The sequence below is a fragment of the Oceanobacter mangrovi genome (genome assembly GCF_019740315.1).
Lineage (GTDB): Bacteria > Pseudomonadota > Gammaproteobacteria > Pseudomonadales > Oceanobacteraceae > Oceanobacter > Oceanobacter mangrovi.
In genome coordinates this window covers 151,609-172,567 of sequence record NZ_JAHXZR010000008.1, presented here as the reverse complement: position 1 = coordinate 172,567, position 20,959 = coordinate 151,609, and the positions used below count along the sequence as shown (strand labels likewise).

Genomic DNA, 20,959 nt, shown 5'->3' with positions numbered 1-20,959 from the left:
ATACATCCTACGGATTATTGCACGGCATATTCACCGTAGGGCGAATAAGCCTGCGTCATCCGACTTGCGCGCAATCGCCTGGAAAGGAATCAGCCTTCGCAAGCAGCGCTGTAGGCGTCAGCGTCCATCAGGCCGTCGAGGTCAGCAGCGTTGGCCAGTTCCATTTTGAAGAACCAGGCTTCGCCGTATGGGTCTTCGTTGACTTTTTCCGGTGCATCCACCAGATCTTCGTTAACGGCGATGATTTTACCGCTCAGAGGCGCGTAAATATCGGAAGCGGCTTTTACCGATTCAACCACGGCGCAATCAGCGTCGGCTTCAACGTCAGCACCAACTTCTGGCAGCTCAACAAATACCACGTCACCCAGTGCTTCCTGGGCGAAGTCGGTAATACCTACGGTAACAGTGCCGTCGGCTTCGACGCGGATCCATTCGTGAGAAGCGACGTATTTCAGGTCTGCAGGTACATTAGCCATTGGTTTCTCCGGATTTACTGCGTTGCTGTTTCAAACCGCAATAACAAGCGCCAATGCCATCGGGATGGCGGGGCGGATTGCATTCGGAGTTTGAAATACTGGCTGCCGAAAGCCATTTGGCAATGGTGATCGGGCAGGTCTGGCAACGACGATTTTGGGGGTTAGTTACAGTTTGTGCATTCTACGGATTCCTGCTGCGGGGAAAAGCGTTGCAAGCAGGAATCCGCGATTTTAATCAGTCGAAAACGAGCGGGATTTTACCCCTCGTAAACTTTTTTTCCGTTGCGTACAAAAGGCAGCTTCACAACCCGGGCTGGAATCTGTTTGCCGCGAATATCGACCAGGCAGCTGTCGCCGGTGGCAACCGGTACGCGCGCCATGGCGATGGAGCATTCGAGAGTTGGCGAGAAAGTACCAGAGGTAACTTCACCTTCACCAACACCTTCAACGATCACTTTCTGGTGGGAACGCATGATGCCGCGACCTTCCAGCACCAGACCAACCAGCTTGTTGGCAACACCGGCGGCTTTTTCAGCTTCCAGCGCGTCACGGCCAACGAACTGACGATCAGCGGGTTCCCACGCCACGGTCCAGGCCATGTTGGCTTGCAGCGGGCTGATGGACTCGTCCATGTCGTTGCCATACAGGTTCATACCGGCTTCCAGACGCAGGGTGTCACGGGCGCCAAGGCCACAAGGTTGTACACCAACGTTGAGCAGGGCTTGCCAGAAGGCAGCCACTTCTGCTTCCGGTACCATGATTTCGAGGCCATCTTCACCAGTGTAGCCAGTGCGGGCGAAGAACCAGTCGGCCAGTGGACGGCCCTGGAATACTTTCAGGCCATCAACAGCAACTTCACATTCAGGCTTGGCCTGCTTGACCCTGGCGATGGCATTCGGGCCTTGCACGGCAACCATGGCCAGTTCAGGGCGTTCGGTCAGGGTCAGGTTGTCAAACGCCGGACGGTGGCTTTGCAGCCATTCCAGATCTTTGGCACGGGTCGCCGAGTTCACCACCACGCGGTAACCGCCATCGGCTTTGTAAACGATCAGGTCGTCGATTACGCCACCATCCTGATTCAGCATGCCGCTGTAGAGCGCCTTGCCTTTTTCCTGCAGACGGGCGACGTCGTTGGCCAGCAGCTTTTGCAGGTAATCGGTGGAGTCGGAGCCCATCACATCAATGATGGTCATGTGCGATACGTCAAACATGCCGGCGTTGGTGCGAACGGCGTTGTGTTCCTCAATCTGGGAGCCGTAATTAACCGGCATGTCCCAACCCGCGAAATCAACCATCTTGCCATTGGCTTCAATATGTTTGTCGTACAGAGCTGTGCGTTTTGCCATGAGCCGTCCTGCTATCAGTCGACGCCGGAATGGATCTTGTCACATGCCGGACCGTATCAAAAAAGGGCAAGCAGTATACAGGCTTGCGATCTGGTGCACATCCTCATGGTCAGATTGGCCAATATTGCCGCAGGATGTTATGTAAAAAATCACCATTGTTGCTGCGTTTATTGTAATGCCCGCAGCCTGGCCAAATCCCGATGTGCCCCCATCTGGATTGCTTTCAAGTTTTAACCCAATCCGCCGCTATGACTTATCTGAATACGACCAACGCCCGGCGGTTGCCGCAGACTGGTCTAGGCTTTTATTACCTCTTCCCGTTTTGCTGCTCTGTGGGAGTGCACGCATGACTATTAAACAAAGGCTTATCCTGATTGTGTTGGCGGCCGTGATTCTGCCGATGCTGGTGACAGTTTCGATTGCAATTGGCGAGTTCAGGACGACAGCAGAGACGAGTTTCCGTCACGGTGCCAATCAGCAAATGATGCAGATCAGCCAGACTTTTGAAACCTATATGACCAGCATGGCGCAGAGTGTCGCCTTTCTGGCCAAGACGGACGCCTTGCTGGCGCTGGACGACAGTGTGGTGAATTACACCGGTGCCGAAGGCCCGATGACGCCGGAACAAAACGGCGAGGTAGAGCGTAATGCCTGGCGTTTGATGGAAGATTTCGGCAGTGTGAATCCCAATCTGGAATACGTCTATCTGGGTCTGGAAAACGGCAGCTATATCCAATGGCCAAAAACCGATCTGGGCGGCTATAACCCGACCAAACGTCCCTGGTATGCGGCGGCACTGAAACAGCCGGGGCAGGCGGTCACCATGGCTCCCTACGCTGACTTCAATACTGGCAATCCGCTGGTGCCCTATATGCATTCCTTCAAGACCAGTTCAGGTCTGACGGGAGTGATCGCCATGGATATAACCTTGGCCAAACTGACGGAAATTGTTCGTAGCGTAACCTTTGGTGAATCCGGTTATCTGATTCTGGTGGATCAAAACGGTGTTGTACTGGCTGATGCCGGTAACAAGGACAACAACTTCAAGAAGGTCGCCGAGCTGGGCAGCGATTACAACGGTATGGCCGCCGGCAGTATGGATCATGTGATGTTGAATGGTCGCGAGTGGCTGGTTGCAAACTACCGCTCGCCAGTGTCTGGCTGGACCTTGATTGGCCTGGTGCCGACCAAAGAAGTCTTTGCGGCGGTGGATGCTTTCCAGTGGAATGTGGCGATTATTTGTCTGATCGTGATTGCTGTGTTTGGGGTGGTGGGCCTCTGGTACAGCAATCGCATTACCAGCCCGATTGCCTATATGACGGCGCAAATGGAAGAGATCGCCAATGGTGAAGGCGACCTCACCAAACGCTTGCCGGTCAATGGCAAGGATGAACTGGCGCAGATGGCAGGCTCCTTCAACCGCTTTGTCGCCATGATTCATCAGCTGGTGCGCGACATAACCCAGACGTCCGGCGATGTCAGTCACAAGGCTGCGGACGGCGCTGCGATTTCAACCCGTATGGCCAAGAGTGCCGAGCATCAGTCAGAGACCATGTCGCAGTTGTCGGTGTCGTTCAATGAAATGGTATCAACCGCCACTGAAGTTGCGCGTAGCTGTGCGGAAACCGCTTCGGCAGCGGACCAGAGCCAGCAGCATGTCGGCGAAGGCCAGGGCTATATCAACAGCAGCGTGTCGGCGGTGGAGTCACTGACTGCCGGTATCGAAGACTCCAACCAGGCCATGAAAGCGCTGGCAGAGGAGTCCCGTAACATCACCACCATTCTCGATACCATTCGCGGTATTGCTGAACAAACCAACCTGTTGGCACTTAACGCAGCGATTGAAGCCGCAAGGGCCGGTGAACAGGGGCGGGGTTTTGCGGTGGTAGCGGACGAAGTTCGTACGCTGGCAGGCCGGACGGCGGATTCAACCGCTGAAATTGACAGCATGATTGCTTCATTAACCCAGCAAACGGCTTCTGTGGCTTCCAAGCTCGAAAACACCTTGCAGCATTCTTCCCAAACCATGCAGGCGACTGAAAAGACCCGCGAGGTATTCAGCCGTATTCAGCATTCGGTGACGTCGATTCGGGATATGGCCCAACAAATTGCGGCGGCAGCGGAAGAGCAGCATCAGGTTTCGGAAATGATCAACCGCAACATTGTGGATGTAGATACCGAAGCGACCGCGACCCATGACAGTGCCAGCCAGTTGTCTGGCAGCTCATCGGAGCTGAAGTCGCTGGCCGAGCATCTCAGGTCAACCGTGGTGCGGTTCCGCATCTAGTCTCTCAAGACATAGTTGTCGAAAGGAGAGTTGTTCAAAGGAGAGTTGTTCAAAGAGGCGTTGCTCCTGGCGTAACCTCTCCAGATATAACAATTAGCCCGTGATGGAATAACCATCACGGGCTTTTTGTTGCCTGCTTTTGCGTTGCCACAGGTCCAAAACGCCAGTTGTCAGACAAATGTGCCGGACATCAAGACATCTGTATTACTCCAGAGGCATAATGACCGCAAATACGGAAAGGACAGCCATTATGTTTGTGGTATTTACCTGGTTGGCAAGTTGGCTGGTTTACGATCTGGCGGGGTTTGATCCGGCGACCCGACTCGGGCAGGCACTGCATTTTTTTGTCGAAGACGTCAGCAAGATTCTGTTTTTGCTGGTGGTGATGATTTATCTGGTGTCCTGGTTACGGGCATCGCTGCAGGTTGAACGGGTACGTGGTTTCCTGGCTGGCCGCAGTCGTGCCGGGGGCTATACCTTGGCATCCATGTTCGGTGCCATCACGCCTTTTTGCTCCTGTTCCAGCATCCCGGTATTTCTGGGCTTTTCAGCTGCTGGCATTCCGGTTGGATTCACCATGGCATTCCTGCTGACGTCACCACTGATTAACGAAGTGGCGGTAGTGATGCTGTTGAGTCTGCTGGGCTGGAAATTCACCCTCATTTACATTCTGGCTGGCATGGCTGTCGGGATTCTCGGCGGTTTCCTGCTTGATCTGATTCACGCCGAACGCTGGTTGCAATCGTTCGCAGCCAAAGCCCTGCAACAAGCCAGTGCTCAAACAGCGACGGCAGATGATGGTGAGGCAGAAGCCATCAGCTGGCGAGATCGCCACGAATTTGCTCGTGATGAAACCCGCGACATTTTCAGCCGGGTGTGGAAGTGGGTATTAATCGGTGTGGGTCTGGGGGCGGCCTTACACGGCTTCGTGCCGGACGGCTGGATTCAGCAACATCTGGGCAGTGGCCAGTGGTGGTCAGTGCCAGCGGCGGTGTTGTTAGGTATTCCATTGTATTCCAACGCCACCGGGGTGATTCCGGTGATGGAGAGCCTGATACAAAACGGTTTGCCGGTCGGTACCACTCTGGCGTTCTGCATGAGTACCGTGGCGGCCAGTTTCCCGGAATTTATTCTGCTCAAACAGGTGATGCAGTGGCGCTTGCTGGCTCTGTTGTTTGTGCTGTTGCTGGTGGCCTTCACGCTGTTGGGCTGGTTGTTTAATGCCCTGATGCCTCTCATGTGATGCCATGAATGTGATGGCAGGTGTGTAACAGGCATCAGGTTGGAAATCCAAAACTGATTTGCGAAGGAGTTGGTTATGAAAAATATCGAAGTACTGGGCAGCGGTTGTACCAAGTGCAACAAGACCTTTGAAGCGATTGAAACCCAGGCCAAACAGCAGGGTGCTGAGATTGAGATTCACAAGAACACCAGCCCGGAAGCGCTGCTGACCTATGGTGTGATGCGGACACCAGCGGTGGTGGTGGATGGCAAGCTGGTGCACAGCGGTTCCATTCCTCACACCGCGGATATTGCAGAGTGGCTGAAATAACCGTCATTCATTCGGCAGAGTGAACCGTTCGGGCTGAAGTATCAGGCAAAAGGTCAGCTTCGCCAAACGGCTGGCTTGTGCCATCGTCAGGGCTGCGTATGATCAGCCTCACTGGGCATGGCAAACGGCCAGGCCCGTTTCAAATGGAGTGATACCATGAGTGTCTTGGTCGGCAAGCAAGCCCCGGATTTTACCGTTCCTGCCGTGCTGGGCGACGGAACCATCGTCAATGAGTACAACTTTGCAGAAGAAACCCGTGGCAAGTATGCGCTGGTTTTCTTTTACCCACTGGATTTCACCTTTGTTTGTCCGTCTGAGCTGATCGCGCTGGACAAACGCATGGACAAGTTTTCCGAGCTGGGTGTGGAAGTTATCTCGGTTTCCATCGATTCCCACTTTACTCACAACGCCTGGCGTAACACCGCCATCAATGATGGTGGTATCGGCCCGGTCAAATACACCATGGCGGCAGACGTTTCTCATGCGATCTGCAAGGCCTATGACGTTGAAACTGCTGCTGGCGTGGCGCTGCGCGGGGCTTTCCTGATCGACCAGGAAGGTATGGTACGGGCAGCCAACATCAATGACCTGCCGCTGGGACGTAACATCGACGAACTGATTCGTCTGGTCGAAGCGCTGCAGTTCCACGAAGAGCATGGTGAAGTATGCCCGGCAGGCTGGAACAAGGGTGACAAGGGCATGACTGCGTCACCGGAAGGTGTCGCCAAATACCTGACTGAGTCTTCTGACGGTTTGTAAGTCTGATCTGAGCAAAGGCCATTCATCAAGCCCCCGGTTGTGACCCAGCCGGGGGCTTTTTCGTGCAGCTTTTGGCCATCTGTAACGCCAGATAGAGAACCGGTTCAGGAAGTTGTCACGGAAAATTTATACACTTCCACAAATATCAACAAATGTAAGGTAGTGACATGAAATACATTGCACTGGCAGCGGCAATTGCTGTGATGGCAAGCGGTTGTACCACTTATGATGCCTACACCGGTGAGGAAAAAACCTCTAAAACCGCCATTGGTGCGGGTATTGGTGCCAGTGTTGGTGCAGTAGCCGCCTACCTGGCCAACAAGGACGAAAAGAGCGGTACCCGTAACCGTCGTATTCTGGCGGCAGCGGCTGGTGGTGGTGCCATCGGCGGTGGCATTGGTTATTACATGGATTCCCAGGAAGCCGAGCTGCGCAAGAAGCTGCGTGGTACTGGCGTCAGTGTTGAGCGTGTGGGAGATAACGTTAACCTGGTAATGCCAGGCAACATTACTTTTGGCTCCGGCCGTTCAGCCATTGCTTCTGACTTCTACGAAGTACTGGATTCCGTCGCCATCGTGCTGAAAGAGTACGACAAGACGCTGGTGGTCGTTGCTGGTCACACCGACAGCGACGGTTCTGCCGATTTCAACCAGAAGCTGTCTGAAGAACGTGCCAACTCGGTATCCAATTACCTGAAAAGCCAGGGCATCAACCAGGTACGTCTGGAGCCAGTCGGCTTTGGCGAAAGCCAGCCATTGGCCAGCAACAGCACAGCCGAAGGCAAGCAGCAGAACCGTCGGGTAGAAATCACCCTGGTGCCAGCGACTGAATAAGATCGTTTGGTAAAAGCTGAGCAATAAAAAAGCGCCCGTGGGCGCTTTTTTATTGGCTGAAGCAAAGACTCAAACTCAGTTGTGAGCGTGCAGTTCTTCATTCAGTTCGATGGCAGACTTATTGGTTACACACTGGACTGCGCCAGTGATGGAGTCACGACGGAACAGCAGGTCAGATTTGCCAGCCAGGTCACGACCCTTGACGGTTTCAACCAGGTTCTTGGCATCGTCCAGTACCTGGATCTTGGTACCGGCAGTCACGTACAGACCCGCTTCAACAGTGCAACGGTCGCCCAGAGGGATACCAATACCGGCGTTGGCACCGATCAGACAGTTTTCGCCCACGGCGATAATGATGTTGCCGCCACCAGACAGGGTGCCCATGGTGGAACAGCCGCCGCCGAGGTCAGAACCGTTACCAACCACAACGCCAGCAGAGATACGGCCTTCAACCATGGAAACGCCTTCGGTACCGGCGTTAAAGTTAACAAAACCTTCGTGCATGATGGTGGTGCCTTCACCAATGTAGGCGCCCAGACGTACACGGGAAGTGTCGGCGATACGAACACCAGCCGGTACCACGTAGTCGGTCATGCGTGGGAATTTGTCAACGCTGTTAACCGACAGCAGTTCGCCGCTCAGACGGGCTTCCAGCTGGGCTGCTGGCAGTTCAGACAGGTCGATCGCACCCTTGTTGGTCCAGGCAACGTTTGGCAGCAGGCCAAACATGCCAGCCAGGTTCAGGCCGTGAGGCTTGACCAGACGGTGCGACAGCAGGTGCAGCTTGAGGTAAACTTCCGGGGTGCTCACAGACTGATCGTCGGTGGCCAGGATGGTTACCACAACCGGCTTGTCGCTGTCGGTGCAGGCACGGGCGATAGCAGCTTGCTGGGCATCAGTCGCTTCGATGGCGTCAGCAAAAGCGTTCAGTTCGCCACCGTCTGCTTCCAGCGCTTCGTTGCCGCCTTCGTAACCCAGGGCGGCCTTGGCTGCTTCAACCAGCTCTGCGGCTGGAGCCAGCAGTGGTTTGGCGTAGAACACTTCCAGCCAGTCACCGTTGGCGTTTTTGGTACCGACACCAATGGCCAGTGCGAATGCGTTGCTCATTTATTTTTCCTCAAATCAGCGTCCCGCTGCCGGGCGGCAGTGGCAATCTTGAAAAGGTGATTAAAACAGGTTTGATCCGGTGCTCAGTTGCCGTGCAGGGCGGTGTACTCATCGGCACTGAAGCCGAGTACTTTCTGGCTCCCGGTATCGAGTAACGGGCGTTTGATGATGGACGGGTTTTCCAGCATCACCTGACGAGCGTTAGCTTCATTCATGTTGTCTTTCAGGCTGTCGTCGAGCTTGCGCCAGGTAGTACCGCGCTTGTTGACCAGTGCTTCCCAACCCAGTTCTGCCAGCCATTGATCCAGCAGGGCTTCTGACAAACCATCCTTCTTGTAATCGTGAAACTGATAGTCGATACCTGCGTCGTCCAGCCATTTACGGGCTTTCTTGATGGTGTCGCAGTTTTTGATGCCATACATGGTGGTCATTGAAGAACCCTGCTGCCTGAAATTTCGAGCGCGAAGGATAACAAACCCGACCGTTCAGATCAGCTTTAATGGACAGCTTTTGCAGCCAACGATAGCCGGGCACTATCACAACTGCCAATGGTGACACCCTGATGAGGAAATTGCTGTTTTAGCGGGCAACCTGAACGAGATGGGCTAGGGTAAAAATTGTACAGCTGAAATATCCACGGAGTCGGGATATGAACCCTATTCGCAATCTGCCATTGAAAGCCAAACTGTTAATGATGACGCTGCTGCCAATGGCAGCACTGATCTTTTTGTTATTTGAGGATATTTCCTGGCGCTATCAATCGCTGTCACAAGCGGATGATTTGCAGGTGCTGGTGAAAATTGCCAAGGCCAATGGACGACTTGCCCATGAGTTACAAAAGGAACGAGGTATGTCTGCCGGGTTTATTGGCAGCAAGGGTTCCTCGTTCGCCGATGCTTTGCCAGGCCAGCGGCAACAGGTCGATGCCATGTTGGTTGAGTGGCAAGGAATAATGGCTAATGTAGCACTGGACGATTATGCGCTGGTCGCCGGTGCCATCCGCGAAGCCAGCTCAGCACTGGCACAGTTACAAGCCACTCGCACGGGCGTCAGCAGCCTGCAGCAACCCTTGGCAGAGGTACTGAAGTACTACACGGGCACTATTCGCCAGTTACTCGAATTGCCAGCGCAGGCAACCAATTACACCAGCGATGGGGATATAGCACGGATGCTGCAAGCCTATTACAGCTTCTTGCAGGGTAAGGAGAGGGCAGGTATTGAACGGGCCGTGTTAAGTAATGTGTTTGCTGCCGATCAATTTGCTGAAGGCTTGTACACTCGTTTCATCCGCTTGGAAACAGAACAGCAAGCCTTTTTTGCCAGCTATCTGGCGTTTGCTGGTGATGCCAGCAAGCGTGCTTTTAATGAGTTTAACCAGAGTCAACAGGAACGTCAGGTGCAGGCCTTGCGGCAGCAGGCCCATGATCGCCATCTGAGTGGCGGCTTTAATATCAAGCCGCCAGATTGGTTTGCTGCTGCAACGGCCCGTATTAATCTGCTGAAACAGCTGGAAGATGGACTCGAAGATACATTGCAGGAAGTGGCTGCCAGCAAGTTACACAGCGCTGAGCGTTCCTTGTGGATAAACCTGACGCTGGGTATCGGCGCGCTATTGCTTACTGCGCTGGTGGTGTACCTGGTGTCGGTGGCGATCTATCAGCAAACCAGTCGCTTGTTCAGTGCCATCAGCCGGGCGACCTCTGAGCTGGATTTGTCGGTACGAGTCCCCAGGTTATCAGATGATGAGCTGGGGCAGCTGGCAGCGGCCTTTAATTCTTTCCTGATTCGCATCGAAGAGACGATTGGCAAGTTCACGGCTCATGCTACAGAGCTGAATCTGAGTGCCATGCAAAACCAGATGACCGTCAAGCTCAGTACCCGTGGCATGCAGGTGCAACAGGATGAAACTTCAGCGTCGGCCACCGCCGTTAATCAGCTGGAGCAGGCAACGCAGGAAATTGCTACCAGCATTCAGACCGTCTCTGATCGTGCTGATGAAGCCGGTCATATCGCCAATGATGGGGTCAAGGTCGTTAGCCGAAGCCTGGAGAATATCGATCATCTGAACGAATCCATGACTCGTGCGGCGGATGTGATTCAGCAGTTGCATAAATCCAGCGATTCGATTGGTGGTGTGCTGGAAGTGATTCGGACCATCGCCGAACAAACCAATTTGCTGGCCTTGAATGCTGCCATTGAGGCAGCACGGGCCGGTGAGCAGGGACGTGGATTTGCCGTGGTGGCTGACGAGGTGCGGGCGCTGGCGCAGAAAACCCAGGAATCAACTCAGGAAATCACCCGAATTGTCAGCCAGTTCCAGCAGGATTCCCATCATGCCTTCAAGGCGGTGGAGGAATCCCAGCAGGTTGCGGCGGAAACCGTCACCTTGTCAGGGTCGCTGTCGACTGAGCTGGGCAAAATCCAGCAGTCGATTAGCAGTATCCAGAATATGACCGATCAGGTGGCATCGGCGGCGGAACAACAGGTGGCAACCAACCGCGAACTGACGCAGGGGATTGTCGCCATTCATAAATTGTCGGAATCCACCGCTGCCACTGGCAGCTTTATGCTCAAGACCAGTGGTCAGCAGCGGGAGTTGGCGGATCAACTGCAGACACTGGCGCAGCAGTTTCGTTTGTCAGATGACAAACAGGTTGCGCTCAAGCCTGCCAGGCGTGTTGCAGGAAGTCGCACAAATCGTTGATTTCAGCAACGCAGACTTCATGTTGCATCGGGTAGCTGTGCCACTGCGGTTGGCTACCATGGCCTGACAGCCGTTTCATGGCTTCCTCACCCAGCTGGGCAGGTACCACGCCATCGCGGTTGCCATGGCCAATAAATATCGGCAATTGGTTGTTGGCGGCAGTCATATTGAAAGGATCGTGAGAGTGGCCGAGCGGAATATAGGTGCTCAAGGCCGCCAGCGCAGCCAGTGGCAGCTGGCTCATGCTGGCCGTTTCATAAGCGACCGCACCACCCTGGGAAAACCCCACCAGGGCGATATGGCGTGAGTCTATGCCGCTATCAACCTGCTCCTGAATCAATGCCTGAATCCGTTTTACCGACGTCAGCAGCTGGGCCGGATCAACCACCCGTCTTGGGCTGGCAGAGAGAATGTCGTACCAGGAACGCATGGATTCTCCTGCGGCCATAGTGACTGGTTGAATCGTCGCGTGGGGGAAAATAAACCGTACCTTACTGCAGTCCATTTGCCGCGCCATATGCTGGGCAACTGCAATAAAATCATAGCCATCGGCACCCAGGCCATGCATCCAGATAACGCAATATTCCGCTGGCTGTTGTGGCTCCAGCATCACCTGCTGCGGGGTTTCCTGCATTTGCATGGCTTGTATCCCTTGATTTGAATTCAGCTACAAAAACGGCAGTCTGAGACTGCCGTTGGATTCAAACAAATGTGATCAGAAGAATAAGCCCGCTTCGAGCTGGGCTTCTTCGGTCATCATGTCGCGGCTCCATGGTGGATCGAACACCAGTTCGACCTCGACGGATTCAACATTGGGTACCTTGGCGACCCGGTACTTCACATCGGAAATCAGTACCGGCCCCATACCACAGGTCGGTGCGGTCAGGGTCATGCGGATATTGACCTTGTGGGCGTCGATATCAATGCCGTAGACCAGCCCGAGATCAAGCAGGTTGATCGGGATTTCCGGGTCAAAGATGGTCCGCAGGGCCTGTTCAATCTGGTCCTGGTGAACCTGTTCATCGCCGCGATCTTCAAATTGAATATCTTCGGCTTCCAGACCCAGGGCAGCAGCGTCCGTGCCGTCAACCCGCATCATGTTGCCATTGACGGTGACGGTGTAGTTACCACCAAGAGCCTGATTAATAGTGACGAACACCCCGGACGGGATGACAGTGGGAACACCAGAAGGAACCTGTCGCGCCGGGCATTCAGCCAGCGAGACGACCATGCGTTTTTCCATTGATCAAATCTGCATCATTGTTTGCGAACCTGGCTATTAAAGTAATCCAGCAGTTCGTGATAGTCGAGATCCGGGTGCTTAATCCAGTCGCGGATCATATTGAATCGTTCGGTTTTGGATGAACCAAAATCCATCAGTGCCGAATGATGGGTTTCCAGCCACACTTCGAAGTCCAGTGCGATACAGACGTCGTGGCGGCTCAGCAGCCCGTAATGGTCTTTCAGAAAGTCCATGTAATACAGGTGCAGAATATGTTCTTTTACTTCTTCAAGCGGGAGAGTCATCGGCGTACTCCGTGCCATATTAACGGCATTATCAAAAACTGGCCCGATTATGCCATTGATCCGGTCGATTATTGAGCTGGTTGGTAAAATGACGGGTTCGGCCAGTGCAACGACGGCACTGGCCGAACTGGCACGCTCTACGGTTTAGACCGAGAAAGACTCACCACAGCCGCAGAGATCCTTGGCGTTGGGGTTGTTGAACTTGATGGTGCTGTTCAGGCCTTCCTTGGTGAAGTCGATTTCGGTGCCGCGCACATAGGCTTTGGCATCGGCAGCGACGTACAGAACGATGTCGTCGGCAACCTGGATTGGCTGGTCGTCAGCAGCAGGCTGCTCGACAAACTCAACATCGTATTTGAAACCTGAACAGCCGCTTTTCTTCACTGCCAGACGCACGCCGGTTTTGCTGGCGTTCTTGCTCAGCATCTTGCGGACATGGGCAATGGCAGCGTCAGTCATGGTGACTTCGGCAGCAGCATTGGGATCGTAGGTTTCGATGGTCATGGTGTTTCCTCAAATAGGTGAGGGAGTTAATACTTGTCTGGCCTCTGGCTGGGCCGCGATCGGAGCCAGTGTCTGGTCCGATTTTCACCGGACTCCCGACACCAGTCTCCTGACGTTCTACAACAAGAACATCTTGGCTTTTTCGAGCCCTTTAAACAGCGCGTCGACTTCGGCTTCCGTGTTATAGAACGCCATTGAGGCTCGCACTGTGCCTGGAATCTGCAACCGATCCATCAGTGGCATGGCGCAGTGGTGGCCGGTGCGAACGGCAATGCCTTGCTGATCGAGCAGGGTGCCAACGTCAGCCGGGTGGGCGCCATCCAGCAGGAAACTGAAGACCGAGGCCTTCTTGCGGGCTTCACCGATAATCCGGATGCCGCCCAGCTCTGCCGCCATGGCATGAGCCTTCTTGATCAGTACTTCTTCCTGGGCTGCCAGCATTTTGCGGTCGAGGCCGTTGAGGTACTCGATTGCTGCTCCCAGAGCGATTGCACCAGCAATATTCGGCGTACCAGCTTCAAACTTGTACGGCAGCTGGTTCCAGGTGGTGCCTTCGAACGAGCAGCGCTCGATCATTTCACCGCCGCCACGGTACGGCGGCATGTCGTTGAGCAGTTCTTCCTTGCCGTACAGCACGCCCATGCCGGTTGGGCCAAACAACTTGTGGCTGGAGAAGGCGTAGAAATCGACGTCCAGCTTCAGCACGTCGACGTCAAAATGCGAAACCCCCTGAGCGCCGTCAACCATCACCACGGATTCGTTGATGCGTGCCATGCGAACGATGTCGGCAATCGGGTTGATGGTACCCAGTGAGTTGGACACATGCGCGATGGAGATCAGCTTGACGCGAGGCTCCATCAGCTCGGCAAAACCATTAAGGTCCAGCTCGCCGTTGTCGAGTACCGGAATCGGTACGACTTCAGCGCCTTTTTCCTCGGCCAGCATCTGCCACGGCACAATGTTGGAGTGGTGCTCCATGCCGGAAACCAGAATGCGGTCGCCCTTGCCAATGTTCTTGCGGCCCCAGGTTGAAGCCACCAGGTTGATGCCTTCGGTGGTACCACTGGTCCAGATGATTTCTTCTGGCTTCAGTGCGCCGATAAAGTTCTGTACTACCCGACGGGCGTTCTCGAACTGTTCAGTCGCCTTGTCACTGAGGTAGTGCGCGCCGCGGTGAACGTTGGAGTTCACGGTGCGGTAGAAGTTGGCTTCGGTTTCGATCACCACGTTGGGCTTGTGGGTGGTCGCGCCGTTGTCCATATACACCAGTGGTTTACCGTGCACCTGCTGTTGCAGGGCCGGGAAATCCTGGCGAATTTTTTCGATATAGGCCTGACGTTCAGCGGCAGGAATCATGCTCATTAAAGATCTCCTGTCTGTTCGGCAGAGAATACCTGGTCTCGGCCAAAACGATGGGCCAGTACCGGCCGCAGCCAGTCACCAATGGCTTCTACTTTCAGACCATCCAGCAATTCGTTGATAAAACCAAAGCTCAGCATCACCTGGGCTTCCTGTTCGCCAATACCACGGCTTTGCAGGTAGAAGCGGGCCTTGTTATCCAGCTGGGCGACAGTCGCACCGTGGGCACATTTGACGTCATCGGCGTAGATTTCCAGTTCCGGCTTGGTGTTGATTTCAGCCTTGTTGGTCAGCAACAGGTTCTTGTTGCTCAGCTCGGCCAGGGTTTTCTGGGCATCCTTGTGAATGTGGATGCGGCCGTTAAATACGGCTTTGGCCTGGTCGTTGATGATGCCACGGAAGACTTCGTTACTGGTGCAGTGCGCCACCCTGTGTTCGATGTCGGTGTGGAAATCGACCAGCTGGCTGTCTTTGGGAACGTAAACACCGGCGATCTCGGCATGGGAGCCACCAACATTGTGGTTCACGATCAGATCGTTGCGAGTCAGTACTGAACCCAGGCCCAGATGGAAGCTGTCGTAGTTGGCGTCGCGTTGCAGGTCAACCAGCGTAGTGCCAATGAAGCGGGCGTCAGATTCCATCAGGTTGAGGCGGTAGTGATTGAAACGGGCGTTATCGCCAACCAGTACTTCGGTCTGGTTGTTGGTAAAGCTGCTGTCGTTAGCCAGCGAAGCAAACTGCTCGATCAGGGTCAGCTCGGCACCGGTTTCCAGTACCACGATGACTCGACTGTTGACGACGTGGTTGTCGCCAGTGCTGATGGAAACCAGCTGCAGTGGCTTGTCGAGACGGCTGTTTTTGCCAATCTGTACCAGCACGCCGTCCGCCAGGGCAGCATCGTTGAGGTCGTTGAACAGGTGATGGCCGGGTTGCAGACGGGCCTGTTGCAGGCGGTCAGCAATCAGAGTCTGCTGTTCGGCATCAGCACCGCTGAACAGGCTGACCTGTGACAGTGCCATCGCACTGGACAGTTCGGCTTGCAGCTGGCCATTCACCAGCACCAGCTGGTAGGCGTCCAGACCGGCAATCTGAGTGATCTCTGCCAGTTGTTCGGCTGTGGTACTGGCTGTCGCGGCTGCGTCGAACGCATGATCGGCCAGCGCTTTCAGCGAGCAATATTTCCAGGCTTCGGTTTTGCGGCTCGGCCACTGGGCTTCGGCAAAGGCTGCTTTACCGGCTTCATTAATGGCAGTGAGCCAGCCATTGCTGGCGTTAAGCGCCGCCAGCTGCTGAGTTTGAAATACAGTCGACATATCAGGCCTCGCCGTTTTCCAGCCAGCCGTAGCCTTTTTCTTCCAGTTCCAGCGCGAGCTCCTTGCCACCAGACTTGACGATCTTGCCGTCGGCCAGCACGTGAACATAGTCAGGCACGATGTAGTCGAGCAGACGCTGGTAGTGGGTTACGACGATGAAGGAGCGGTTTGGATCACGCATGGCGTTGACACCGTTGGCAACCACTTGCAGGGCGTCGATATCCAGACCTGAGTCAGTTTCATCGAGGATGCACAGCTGAGGTTCCAGCATCATCATTTGCATCAGTTCGTTACGCTTTTTCTCGCCGCCGGAGAAACCTTCGTTGACACCACGCTTGAGGAAACTCTGATCCAGATTGACGGATTTGATTTTCTCACGGGCGGTCTTGAGGAAATTGACACTGTCCAGCGCTGGCTTGCCCTGATGCTCACGCACGGCATCGACCGAGGCTTTCAGAAACTCCAGATTGGACACACCAGGGATTTCAACCGGGTATTGGAACGCCAGGAACAGACCTTCACGAGCACGCTCTTCGGCTTCCAGTTCGAGCATTTCCTTGCCGTTCATGACAACGGAACCTTCAGTGACTTCGTAGCCGTCACGACCGGCCAGAACGTTACCCAGGGTGGACTTGCCAGCACCGTTGGGGCCCATGATGGCGTGAACTTCGCCCGGCTTGATGTCCAGATTCAGACCCTTGAGGATCGGCTTGTCTTCCACTTTGGCGTGCAGGTTTTTAATGCTGATCATGGTTGTATCTCTTTCCTGGCCGGACGTCTGAAGTCGGACGCCGGACGCGATTTGTATTTCTGGTCGAACGTCTGCAGTCGGACGTCGGACGCTAATTCATTGCTTGTGCTTCAGACGTCTGGCTTCAGACGTCAGACCGTTTGCTATCCCACTGAGCCTTCGAGGCTGATTTCCAGCAACTTGCCCGCTTCTACGGCAAATTCCATCGGCAGCTCCTTGAACACCTCTTTACAGAAGCCATTCACAATCATGGACACGGCTTTTTCGGTGTCGATACCACGCTGGCGACAGAGGAACAGCTGATCATCGCTAACGGTGGAGGTGGTGGCTTCGTGTTCAACCACGGCTGACGGATGACGGCTTTCGATGTACGGGAAGGTGTGGGCTCCACACTGGTCGCCAATCAATAACGAGTCACACTGGGTGTAGTTGCGGGCGCCTTCGGCATTCGGGTTCATGCGTACCAGGCCACGGTAGGCGTTCTGGCTCTTACCGGCAGAAATACCCTTGGAGATGATGGTGGAGCGGGTATTTTTGCCCAGGTGAATCATCTTGGTGCCGGTATCGGCTTGCTGGTAGTTGTTGGTCAGTGCTACGGAGTAGAACTCACCCACGGCGTTGTCACCCTTGAGAATACAGCTTGGGTATTTCCAGGTGACGGCTGAGCCGGTTTCTACCTGGGTCCAGCTGATTTTGGCATTGGTATGGGCAACCGCGCGTTTGGTCACAAAGTTGTAAATACCACCTTTGCCTTCTTCGTCGCCGGGATACCAGTTCTGCACTGTGCTGTATTTGATTTCGGCGTCGTCCAGTGCAATCAGTTCCACCACCGCAGCGTGCAGCTGGTTTTCGTCACGCATCGGCGCGGTACAGCCTTCCAGATAGGAAACGTAGGCGCCTTCATCACAGATGATCAGGGTACGTTCGAACTGGCCGGTTTTGGCTTCGTTGATACGGAAGTAGGTGCTCAGCTCCATCGGGCAGCGGGTGCCTTTCGGAATATAGACAAACGAGCCATCGGAGAACACGGCGGAGTTCAGCGCAGCGTAGAAGTTGTCACGCTGTGGAACCACGGTGCCGAGGTATTTTTTCACCAGCTCCGGATGTTTGTGCACGGCTTCGGAGATCGGCATGAAGATCACACCGGCTTCGGCCAGCTTGTCGCGGAAGGTGGTGGCAACGGATACCGAGTCGAATACCGCGTCAACCGCAACACCGGCCAGCGCCAGCTGTTCGTGCAATGGAATGCCGAGCTTGTCGTAGGTTTCCAGCAGCTTGGGATCGACCTCATCAAGAGATTTTGGGCCGTCAGCCATGCTCTTGGGAGCAGAGTAGTAGGACAGTGCCTGGAAGTCCGGCTTTTCGTAACGCAGGTGAGCCCAGTCTGGCTCAACCATTTCCAGCCAGGCGCGATAAGCCTTCAGACGCCATTCTGTCATCCACTCGGGTTCGCCTTTCTTTGCAGAAATAAAGCGCACCACGTCTTCATTCAGACCGGGTGGCAGGGTATCGGATTCAATCTCACTGATAAAACCGGCAGCGTATTCCTTGCGGATTTGCTGATGGATTTCCTGGTTGGGCAGTTCTGCCGCAGCTGGATTGACTACATCATTCATGGCGCTATCTCTCGGTTGGGTCAGTCGCAGTTAACTGCGATTGGCCAAAGACTCGATTCAGCCAACTGTTGGACAGTTCAGGGATGCACAGCAGTTTGAGAGGGCCTGAGCAGGCCGGCTGAAGCGTTTAATCGATTTTCCAAGCATTTTACTCAAGTAATTGCGGGATTACCAGAATGGATACTAATTTGGTATTCTTTCAGCCTGATAGCCAAACGCATTACTTTTCCCTGTCTCAGGTTAATTCCCATGAAGATTGGCAAGTTGACTGATTACGGCGTGCTGGTGCTTAACCACCTTGCCCGTACCGGCGTAAACCTGCAAAGCACAGAAGAGATCGCCACTGCCACCGGGATTCCGTTACCAACCGCCCGCAAGGTGATGCGTACTCTGGTCGACGCCGGGCTGGTGCTGGCGCGCCGTGGTGCCAAGGGCGGTTACCGACTCGGACGTAGTCCGGCACAGATTCCCTTGCTGGCCATTGTGGAGGCCTTTGAAGGCAAGCTGACGCTGACGGAATGCAGCAGCACCGAATCGGATTGCGAAATTACCGAACAATGTTCACTGGCCGGTAACTGGGTTGGAATCAACCAGGTGTTGGGCATGGTGCTGGCGGGTATCAGCCTTAACGATATTCGTCATCCGGCCGGTTTGCAGCGGCTGGCGGATTCGTTCAAATCCAGCAACGAACATATCCATCTGGTCAGCATCGACTGATCGAATCCGGGCTGCCATGGGCGGGGATTTTTTGCTGATAATCCTCGTTTTTGGTCATTACGAAAATAATCTGTCATCTGCCATACGTACAATCTGTAACAATTTTTAAATGCAGATATGTCTATGCGTGTTTCAACTCTTTTCCTGCTTGTCGGTTTGATCCTGTCCTTGCCTGCTTTGGCGCTTGAATTACAAGGCTCGGCGGTTTATCGCCGCCTTGATAACGATGTCTATCTGGCGGCTGTTTATGCCGATTCTGCTGCCAGCCAAAGCTGGTTAACCAGTTCAGATCCTCTGCGTCTGGAGATGGTTGTGTTGGCAGAAAACCTGTCGCCACGACGGTTTTACCGGCTCTGGAACGAGGGCCTGGCGATCAACCTCAGCGAAGCTGAAATGAATCAGCACGTCGACGAAGTCACCCGCTTTATGCATCTACTGAAAGGCGATCTGCTGGCTGGAGACCATCTGCTGGTTTCCAACGAAAGCGGCCAGTCGGTGGTTTCGGTTAATGGCGTGACCTTGCTGACGCTGGAGGACCCTGATTTTGTCAAATTGCTACTGACCAGCTGGATTGGCAAGTTCCCGCGCTCGCAGGCGTTCAAAATGTCGTTGACCCAGATGTCTGCAGAGATGCGTGGGGTACGGCAATCGGAAGTAGATTTGTTACAACCGGCTGAGGGACGGGCGGATGTGATTGCCAGCTGGTTGGTGCCGCAACGTGCAGCGCAGCCAGCAACAGCCGTGGCGGCTGTGGCCGTGACTCAGGAAACCAGAGTGCCAACGACGGGTGCTGTAGTGGATGGGGTTGATGAGCAAACAGCCACTGGCAGTCAGTCCTCAAGCCTCACGGTAACCACGCCTGAGCCTGCGGATGAGCCAGGCATGCAAACGTTGGCGCAGAATGAGCTTTCCTCTGAACAGCAGCAGGCATTACGTGAAGCAGCTGAGCAGGCTGCCACCGAATTGGCGGCGCGACAGGCCATTGAGCTGGCGCAGCAACAAGCACAGCAACAACAGTTGTTGCAGCAGCAAATTGCTCGGCAGCAGGCTGAAGCTGATTATTATCGGCATCTGCTGCAACAAGCCAATGGCAGTGCTGTGTACCCCAAGCAGGCGCTGCGACGTGGTGTCGAAGGTGTCGCTCGGGTCGTCATGGTGGTCAACAGGACAGGCCAGCTGATTCAGGCTGAAACCAGTGAATCCTCGGGTCAGGAAGTACTTGATCGTGCAGCATTACAGGCCGCCGGCCGGGCAGCGCCTTACGGGCCGATACCGGAAGTACTCGAAGGAAATGAATTCGAATTCGAGGTTCCTTTCCGTTTTGTGATGAATCACCAGTAATTGTTCATTTTATAAATTACTCTTGAAACGTAGGACAATCCTGCATGGATCGCAGGAAAAGTAGCTTGGTGAGTTGTTAACAGGCTGTTTGGCCACGGGGATGTGGTCAGTGTTGTTAACGCAAACCCTGATACTGGCGGGTAATTTTATGAAACTGATAACCGCGTGGTTCCTGATGCTGGTGGTGTCTATGCCAGCGTTTGCTGCGGGTGAACGATCATTTGGTGCGTTCGAGCTGTTGGGTAAGGAGTGGTTCGTTGTCTCCCTCAGCGATGTAGAAGCTGCCAAAGGTGTGGTTCACGATGGCGATCGGCTTGAGTTCAAGGTCGCCGAACAAGAGATTTCCCAGCGTCGCTTCCAGACCCTCTGGACTGATGCGCTGTCTTCTTCCGGTGCTGATATTCAGTTACACCGTTTCGGCACAGATATGAAAACCTTTTTTGGTGCGATTAAAGGACCATTGGAACAAGGGGACTATCTGGCACTGGAGCGCCAGGGCAAGGTTGCTGTGCTGACCATCAATCACTATGAGCATGCGATCCTGAGCGGTGAATTCATGGATATGGTGGTTGCTGCGTTGACTGATCGGATTGCGCCGATTCCGGTTTTACGTCAGGGTCTGACCAACGAAATCTCCCAGCTTGACCGCCGTAAACTGGAGCGACGTTTCACTAACGAAGATGTCTCCCTTGGTCGGGTTAACCAGACTGCTCGCTGGTTGCGTTACGATAACGACAACTCCTCTGTGTCACAGCTCTGACACTGGT

Annotated in this window: 21 protein-coding genes; 9 read left to right on the top strand and 12 right to left on the bottom strand. The window is 54.4% G+C overall.

What is annotated here, in order from left to right; all coding sequences use genetic code 11:
- Window positions 1-89 precede the first annotated feature (89 nt).
- A complete protein-coding gene (gcvH, locus tag K6123_RS16580; RefSeq protein ID WP_221799748.1) occupies window positions 90-476 on the bottom strand; it encodes a glycine cleavage system protein GcvH in 387 nt (128 codons plus the stop codon).
- Window positions 477-733: 257 nt separating this feature from the next.
- A complete protein-coding gene (gene gcvT, locus K6123_RS16575) occupies window positions 734-1,822 on the bottom strand; it encodes a glycine cleavage system aminomethyltransferase GcvT (RefSeq protein ID WP_221799746.1) in 1,089 nt (362 codons plus the stop codon).
- Between the two features lie 346 nt (window positions 1,823-2,168).
- Between gcvT and K6123_RS16570 the strand changes: the two genes are divergently transcribed.
- From K6123_RS16570 to K6123_RS16550, 5 genes are all read left to right on the top strand, one after another.
- The gene (locus K6123_RS16570; RefSeq protein WP_221799744.1) at window positions 2,169-4,109 is read left to right on the top strand and encodes a methyl-accepting chemotaxis protein; all 1,941 of its coding nucleotides are present in this window, start codon (window positions 2,169-2,171) and stop codon (window positions 4,107-4,109) included.
- 250 nt (window positions 4,110-4,359) lie between these two features.
- Window positions 4,360-5,352, top strand: a complete 993-nt coding sequence (locus K6123_RS16565) for a permease (RefSeq protein WP_221799741.1) — start codon at window positions 4,360-4,362, stop codon at window positions 5,350-5,352.
- 75 nt (window positions 5,353-5,427) lie between these two features.
- A complete protein-coding gene (locus tag K6123_RS16560) occupies window positions 5,428-5,661 on the top strand; it encodes a thioredoxin family protein (RefSeq protein ID WP_221799739.1) in 234 nt (77 codons plus the stop codon).
- A 156-nt stretch (window positions 5,662-5,817) separates the two neighbouring features.
- The gene (locus tag K6123_RS16555; RefSeq protein ID WP_221799738.1) at window positions 5,818-6,420 is read left to right on the top strand and encodes a peroxiredoxin; all 603 of its coding nucleotides are present in this window, start codon (window positions 5,818-5,820) and stop codon (window positions 6,418-6,420) included.
- Between the two features lie 167 nt (window positions 6,421-6,587).
- The gene (locus K6123_RS16550) at window positions 6,588-7,253 is read left to right on the top strand and encodes a YiaD family glycine zipper/OmpA-like lipoprotein (protein ID WP_221799736.1); all 666 of its coding nucleotides are present in this window, start codon (window positions 6,588-6,590) and stop codon (window positions 7,251-7,253) included.
- 75 nt (window positions 7,254-7,328) lie between these two features.
- On the opposite strand, the gene dapD is transcribed toward K6123_RS16550, so the two are convergent.
- Window positions 7,329-8,360: a 2,3,4,5-tetrahydropyridine-2,6-dicarboxylate N-succinyltransferase gene (gene dapD / locus K6123_RS16545; RefSeq protein WP_221799734.1), complete on the bottom strand. Its 1,032-nt coding sequence runs from the start codon at window positions 8,358-8,360 to the stop codon at window positions 7,329-7,331.
- 83 nt (window positions 8,361-8,443) lie between these two features.
- The gene (locus K6123_RS16540; protein WP_221799732.1) at window positions 8,444-8,791 is read right to left on the bottom strand and encodes an ArsC family reductase; all 348 of its coding nucleotides are present in this window, start codon (window positions 8,789-8,791) and stop codon (window positions 8,444-8,446) included.
- Between the two features lie 218 nt (window positions 8,792-9,009).
- Here K6123_RS16540 and K6123_RS16535 point away from each other — a divergent pair, with 218 nt between their 5' ends.
- Complete coding sequence (locus tag K6123_RS16535) at window positions 9,010-11,064, top strand: methyl-accepting chemotaxis protein (RefSeq protein ID WP_221799730.1); 2,055 nt, start codon at window positions 9,010-9,012, stop codon at window positions 11,062-11,064.
- Here the strand turns inward: K6123_RS16535 and K6123_RS16530 are convergent.
- The 8 genes from K6123_RS16530 to sufB form a co-directional block, all read right to left on the bottom strand.
- Window positions 11,021-11,704: an alpha/beta hydrolase gene (locus K6123_RS16530; protein ID WP_221799728.1), complete on the bottom strand. Its 684-nt coding sequence runs from the start codon at window positions 11,702-11,704 to the stop codon at window positions 11,021-11,023. The two genes, K6123_RS16535 and K6123_RS16530, sit on opposite strands and share 44 nt — an antisense overlap.
- Before the next feature lie 75 nt (window positions 11,705-11,779).
- Complete coding sequence (gene sufT / locus K6123_RS16525; protein ID WP_221799726.1) at window positions 11,780-12,307, bottom strand: putative Fe-S cluster assembly protein SufT; 528 nt, start codon at window positions 12,305-12,307, stop codon at window positions 11,780-11,782.
- 14 nt (window positions 12,308-12,321) lie between these two features.
- Window positions 12,322-12,591: a hypothetical protein gene (locus K6123_RS16520; protein WP_221799724.1), complete on the bottom strand. Its 270-nt coding sequence runs from the start codon at window positions 12,589-12,591 to the stop codon at window positions 12,322-12,324.
- Window positions 12,592-12,735: 144 nt separating this feature from the next.
- The gene (locus K6123_RS16515) at window positions 12,736-13,095 is read right to left on the bottom strand and encodes a HesB/IscA family protein (RefSeq protein WP_221799722.1); all 360 of its coding nucleotides are present in this window, start codon (window positions 13,093-13,095) and stop codon (window positions 12,736-12,738) included.
- Between the two features lie 117 nt (window positions 13,096-13,212).
- On the bottom strand, window positions 13,213-14,457 hold the full coding sequence (locus K6123_RS16510; RefSeq protein ID WP_246624860.1) for an aminotransferase class V-fold PLP-dependent enzyme: 1,245 nt from the start codon (window positions 14,455-14,457) through the stop codon (window positions 13,213-13,215).
- Entirely contained in the window at window positions 14,457-15,767 is a 1,311-nt protein-coding gene (gene sufD, locus K6123_RS16505; protein ID WP_221799720.1) for a Fe-S cluster assembly protein SufD, read from the bottom strand. The genes K6123_RS16510 and sufD overlap by 1 nt, the downstream gene beginning before the upstream one ends.
- A gap of 1 nt (window position 15,768) precedes the next feature.
- Complete coding sequence (gene sufC / locus K6123_RS16500; RefSeq protein ID WP_221799718.1) at window positions 15,769-16,518, bottom strand: Fe-S cluster assembly ATPase SufC; 750 nt, start codon at window positions 16,516-16,518, stop codon at window positions 15,769-15,771.
- A gap of 143 nt (window positions 16,519-16,661) precedes the next feature.
- The gene (sufB, locus tag K6123_RS16495; protein WP_221799716.1) at window positions 16,662-18,134 is read right to left on the bottom strand and encodes a Fe-S cluster assembly protein SufB; all 1,473 of its coding nucleotides are present in this window, start codon (window positions 18,132-18,134) and stop codon (window positions 16,662-16,664) included.
- A gap of 249 nt (window positions 18,135-18,383) precedes the next feature.
- Between sufB and K6123_RS16490 the strand changes: the two genes are divergently transcribed.
- From K6123_RS16490 to K6123_RS16480, 3 genes are all read left to right on the top strand, one after another.
- Entirely contained in the window at window positions 18,384-18,851 is a 468-nt protein-coding gene (locus K6123_RS16490) for an SUF system Fe-S cluster assembly regulator (protein ID WP_221799714.1), read from the top strand.
- 123 nt (window positions 18,852-18,974) lie between these two features.
- On the top strand, window positions 18,975-20,192 hold the full coding sequence (locus tag K6123_RS16485) for a TonB family protein (protein ID WP_221799712.1): 1,218 nt from the start codon (window positions 18,975-18,977) through the stop codon (window positions 20,190-20,192).
- Between the two features lie 148 nt (window positions 20,193-20,340).
- Window positions 20,341-20,952 (top strand): hypothetical protein, encoded by a 612-nt coding sequence (locus K6123_RS16480; protein WP_221799710.1) that lies wholly within the window; start codon window positions 20,341-20,343, stop codon window positions 20,950-20,952.
- The last annotated feature ends 7 nt before the right edge of the window (window positions 20,953-20,959 follow it).

Coding starts and splice junctions, on each gene's coding strand:
- K6123_RS16485 (WP_221799712.1), top strand. CDS start 18,975: ATGCGTGTTTCAACTCTTTTCCTGCTTGTCGGTTTGATCCTGTCCTTG.
- K6123_RS16530 (WP_221799728.1), bottom strand. CDS start 11,704: ATGCAAATGCAGGAAACCCCGCAGCAGGTGATGCTGGAGCCACAACAG.
- dapD (WP_221799734.1), bottom strand. CDS start 8,360: ATGAGCAACGCATTCGCACTGGCCATTGGTGTCGGTACCAAAAACGCC.
- K6123_RS16515 (WP_221799722.1), bottom strand. CDS start 13,095: ATGACCATCGAAACCTACGATCCCAATGCTGCTGCCGAAGTCACCATG.
- K6123_RS16520 (WP_221799724.1), bottom strand. CDS start 12,591: ATGACTCTCCCGCTTGAAGAAGTAAAAGAACATATTCTGCACCTGTAT.
- K6123_RS16480 (WP_221799710.1), top strand. CDS start 20,341: ATGAAACTGATAACCGCGTGGTTCCTGATGCTGGTGGTGTCTATGCCA.
- sufT (WP_221799726.1), bottom strand. CDS start 12,307: ATGGAAAAACGCATGGTCGTCTCGCTGGCTGAATGCCCGGCGCGACAG.
- K6123_RS16510 (WP_246624860.1), bottom strand. CDS start 14,457: ATGAGCATGATTCCTGCCGCTGAACGTCAGGCCTATATCGAAAAAATT.
- K6123_RS16550 (WP_221799736.1), top strand. CDS start 6,588: ATGAAATACATTGCACTGGCAGCGGCAATTGCTGTGATGGCAAGCGGT.
- gcvH (WP_221799748.1), bottom strand. CDS start 476: ATGGCTAATGTACCTGCAGACCTGAAATACGTCGCTTCTCACGAATGG.
- K6123_RS16490 (WP_221799714.1), top strand. CDS start 18,384: ATGAAGATTGGCAAGTTGACTGATTACGGCGTGCTGGTGCTTAACCAC.
- sufC (WP_221799718.1), bottom strand. CDS start 16,518: ATGATCAGCATTAAAAACCTGCACGCCAAAGTGGAAGACAAGCCGATC.
- K6123_RS16570 (WP_221799744.1), top strand. CDS start 2,169: ATGACTATTAAACAAAGGCTTATCCTGATTGTGTTGGCGGCCGTGATT.
- K6123_RS16535 (WP_221799730.1), top strand. CDS start 9,010: ATGAACCCTATTCGCAATCTGCCATTGAAAGCCAAACTGTTAATGATG.
- K6123_RS16555 (WP_221799738.1), top strand. CDS start 5,818: ATGAGTGTCTTGGTCGGCAAGCAAGCCCCGGATTTTACCGTTCCTGCC.
- sufD (WP_221799720.1), bottom strand. CDS start 15,767: ATGTCGACTGTATTTCAAACTCAGCAGCTGGCGGCGCTTAACGCCAGC.
- K6123_RS16565 (WP_221799741.1), top strand. CDS start 4,360: ATGTTTGTGGTATTTACCTGGTTGGCAAGTTGGCTGGTTTACGATCTG.
- K6123_RS16560 (WP_221799739.1), top strand. CDS start 5,428: ATGAAAAATATCGAAGTACTGGGCAGCGGTTGTACCAAGTGCAACAAG.
- gcvT (WP_221799746.1), bottom strand. CDS start 1,822: ATGGCAAAACGCACAGCTCTGTACGACAAACATATTGAAGCCAATGGC.
- K6123_RS16540 (WP_221799732.1), bottom strand. CDS start 8,791: ATGACCACCATGTATGGCATCAAAAACTGCGACACCATCAAGAAAGCC.
- sufB (WP_221799716.1), bottom strand. CDS start 18,134: ATGAATGATGTAGTCAATCCAGCTGCGGCAGAACTGCCCAACCAGGAA.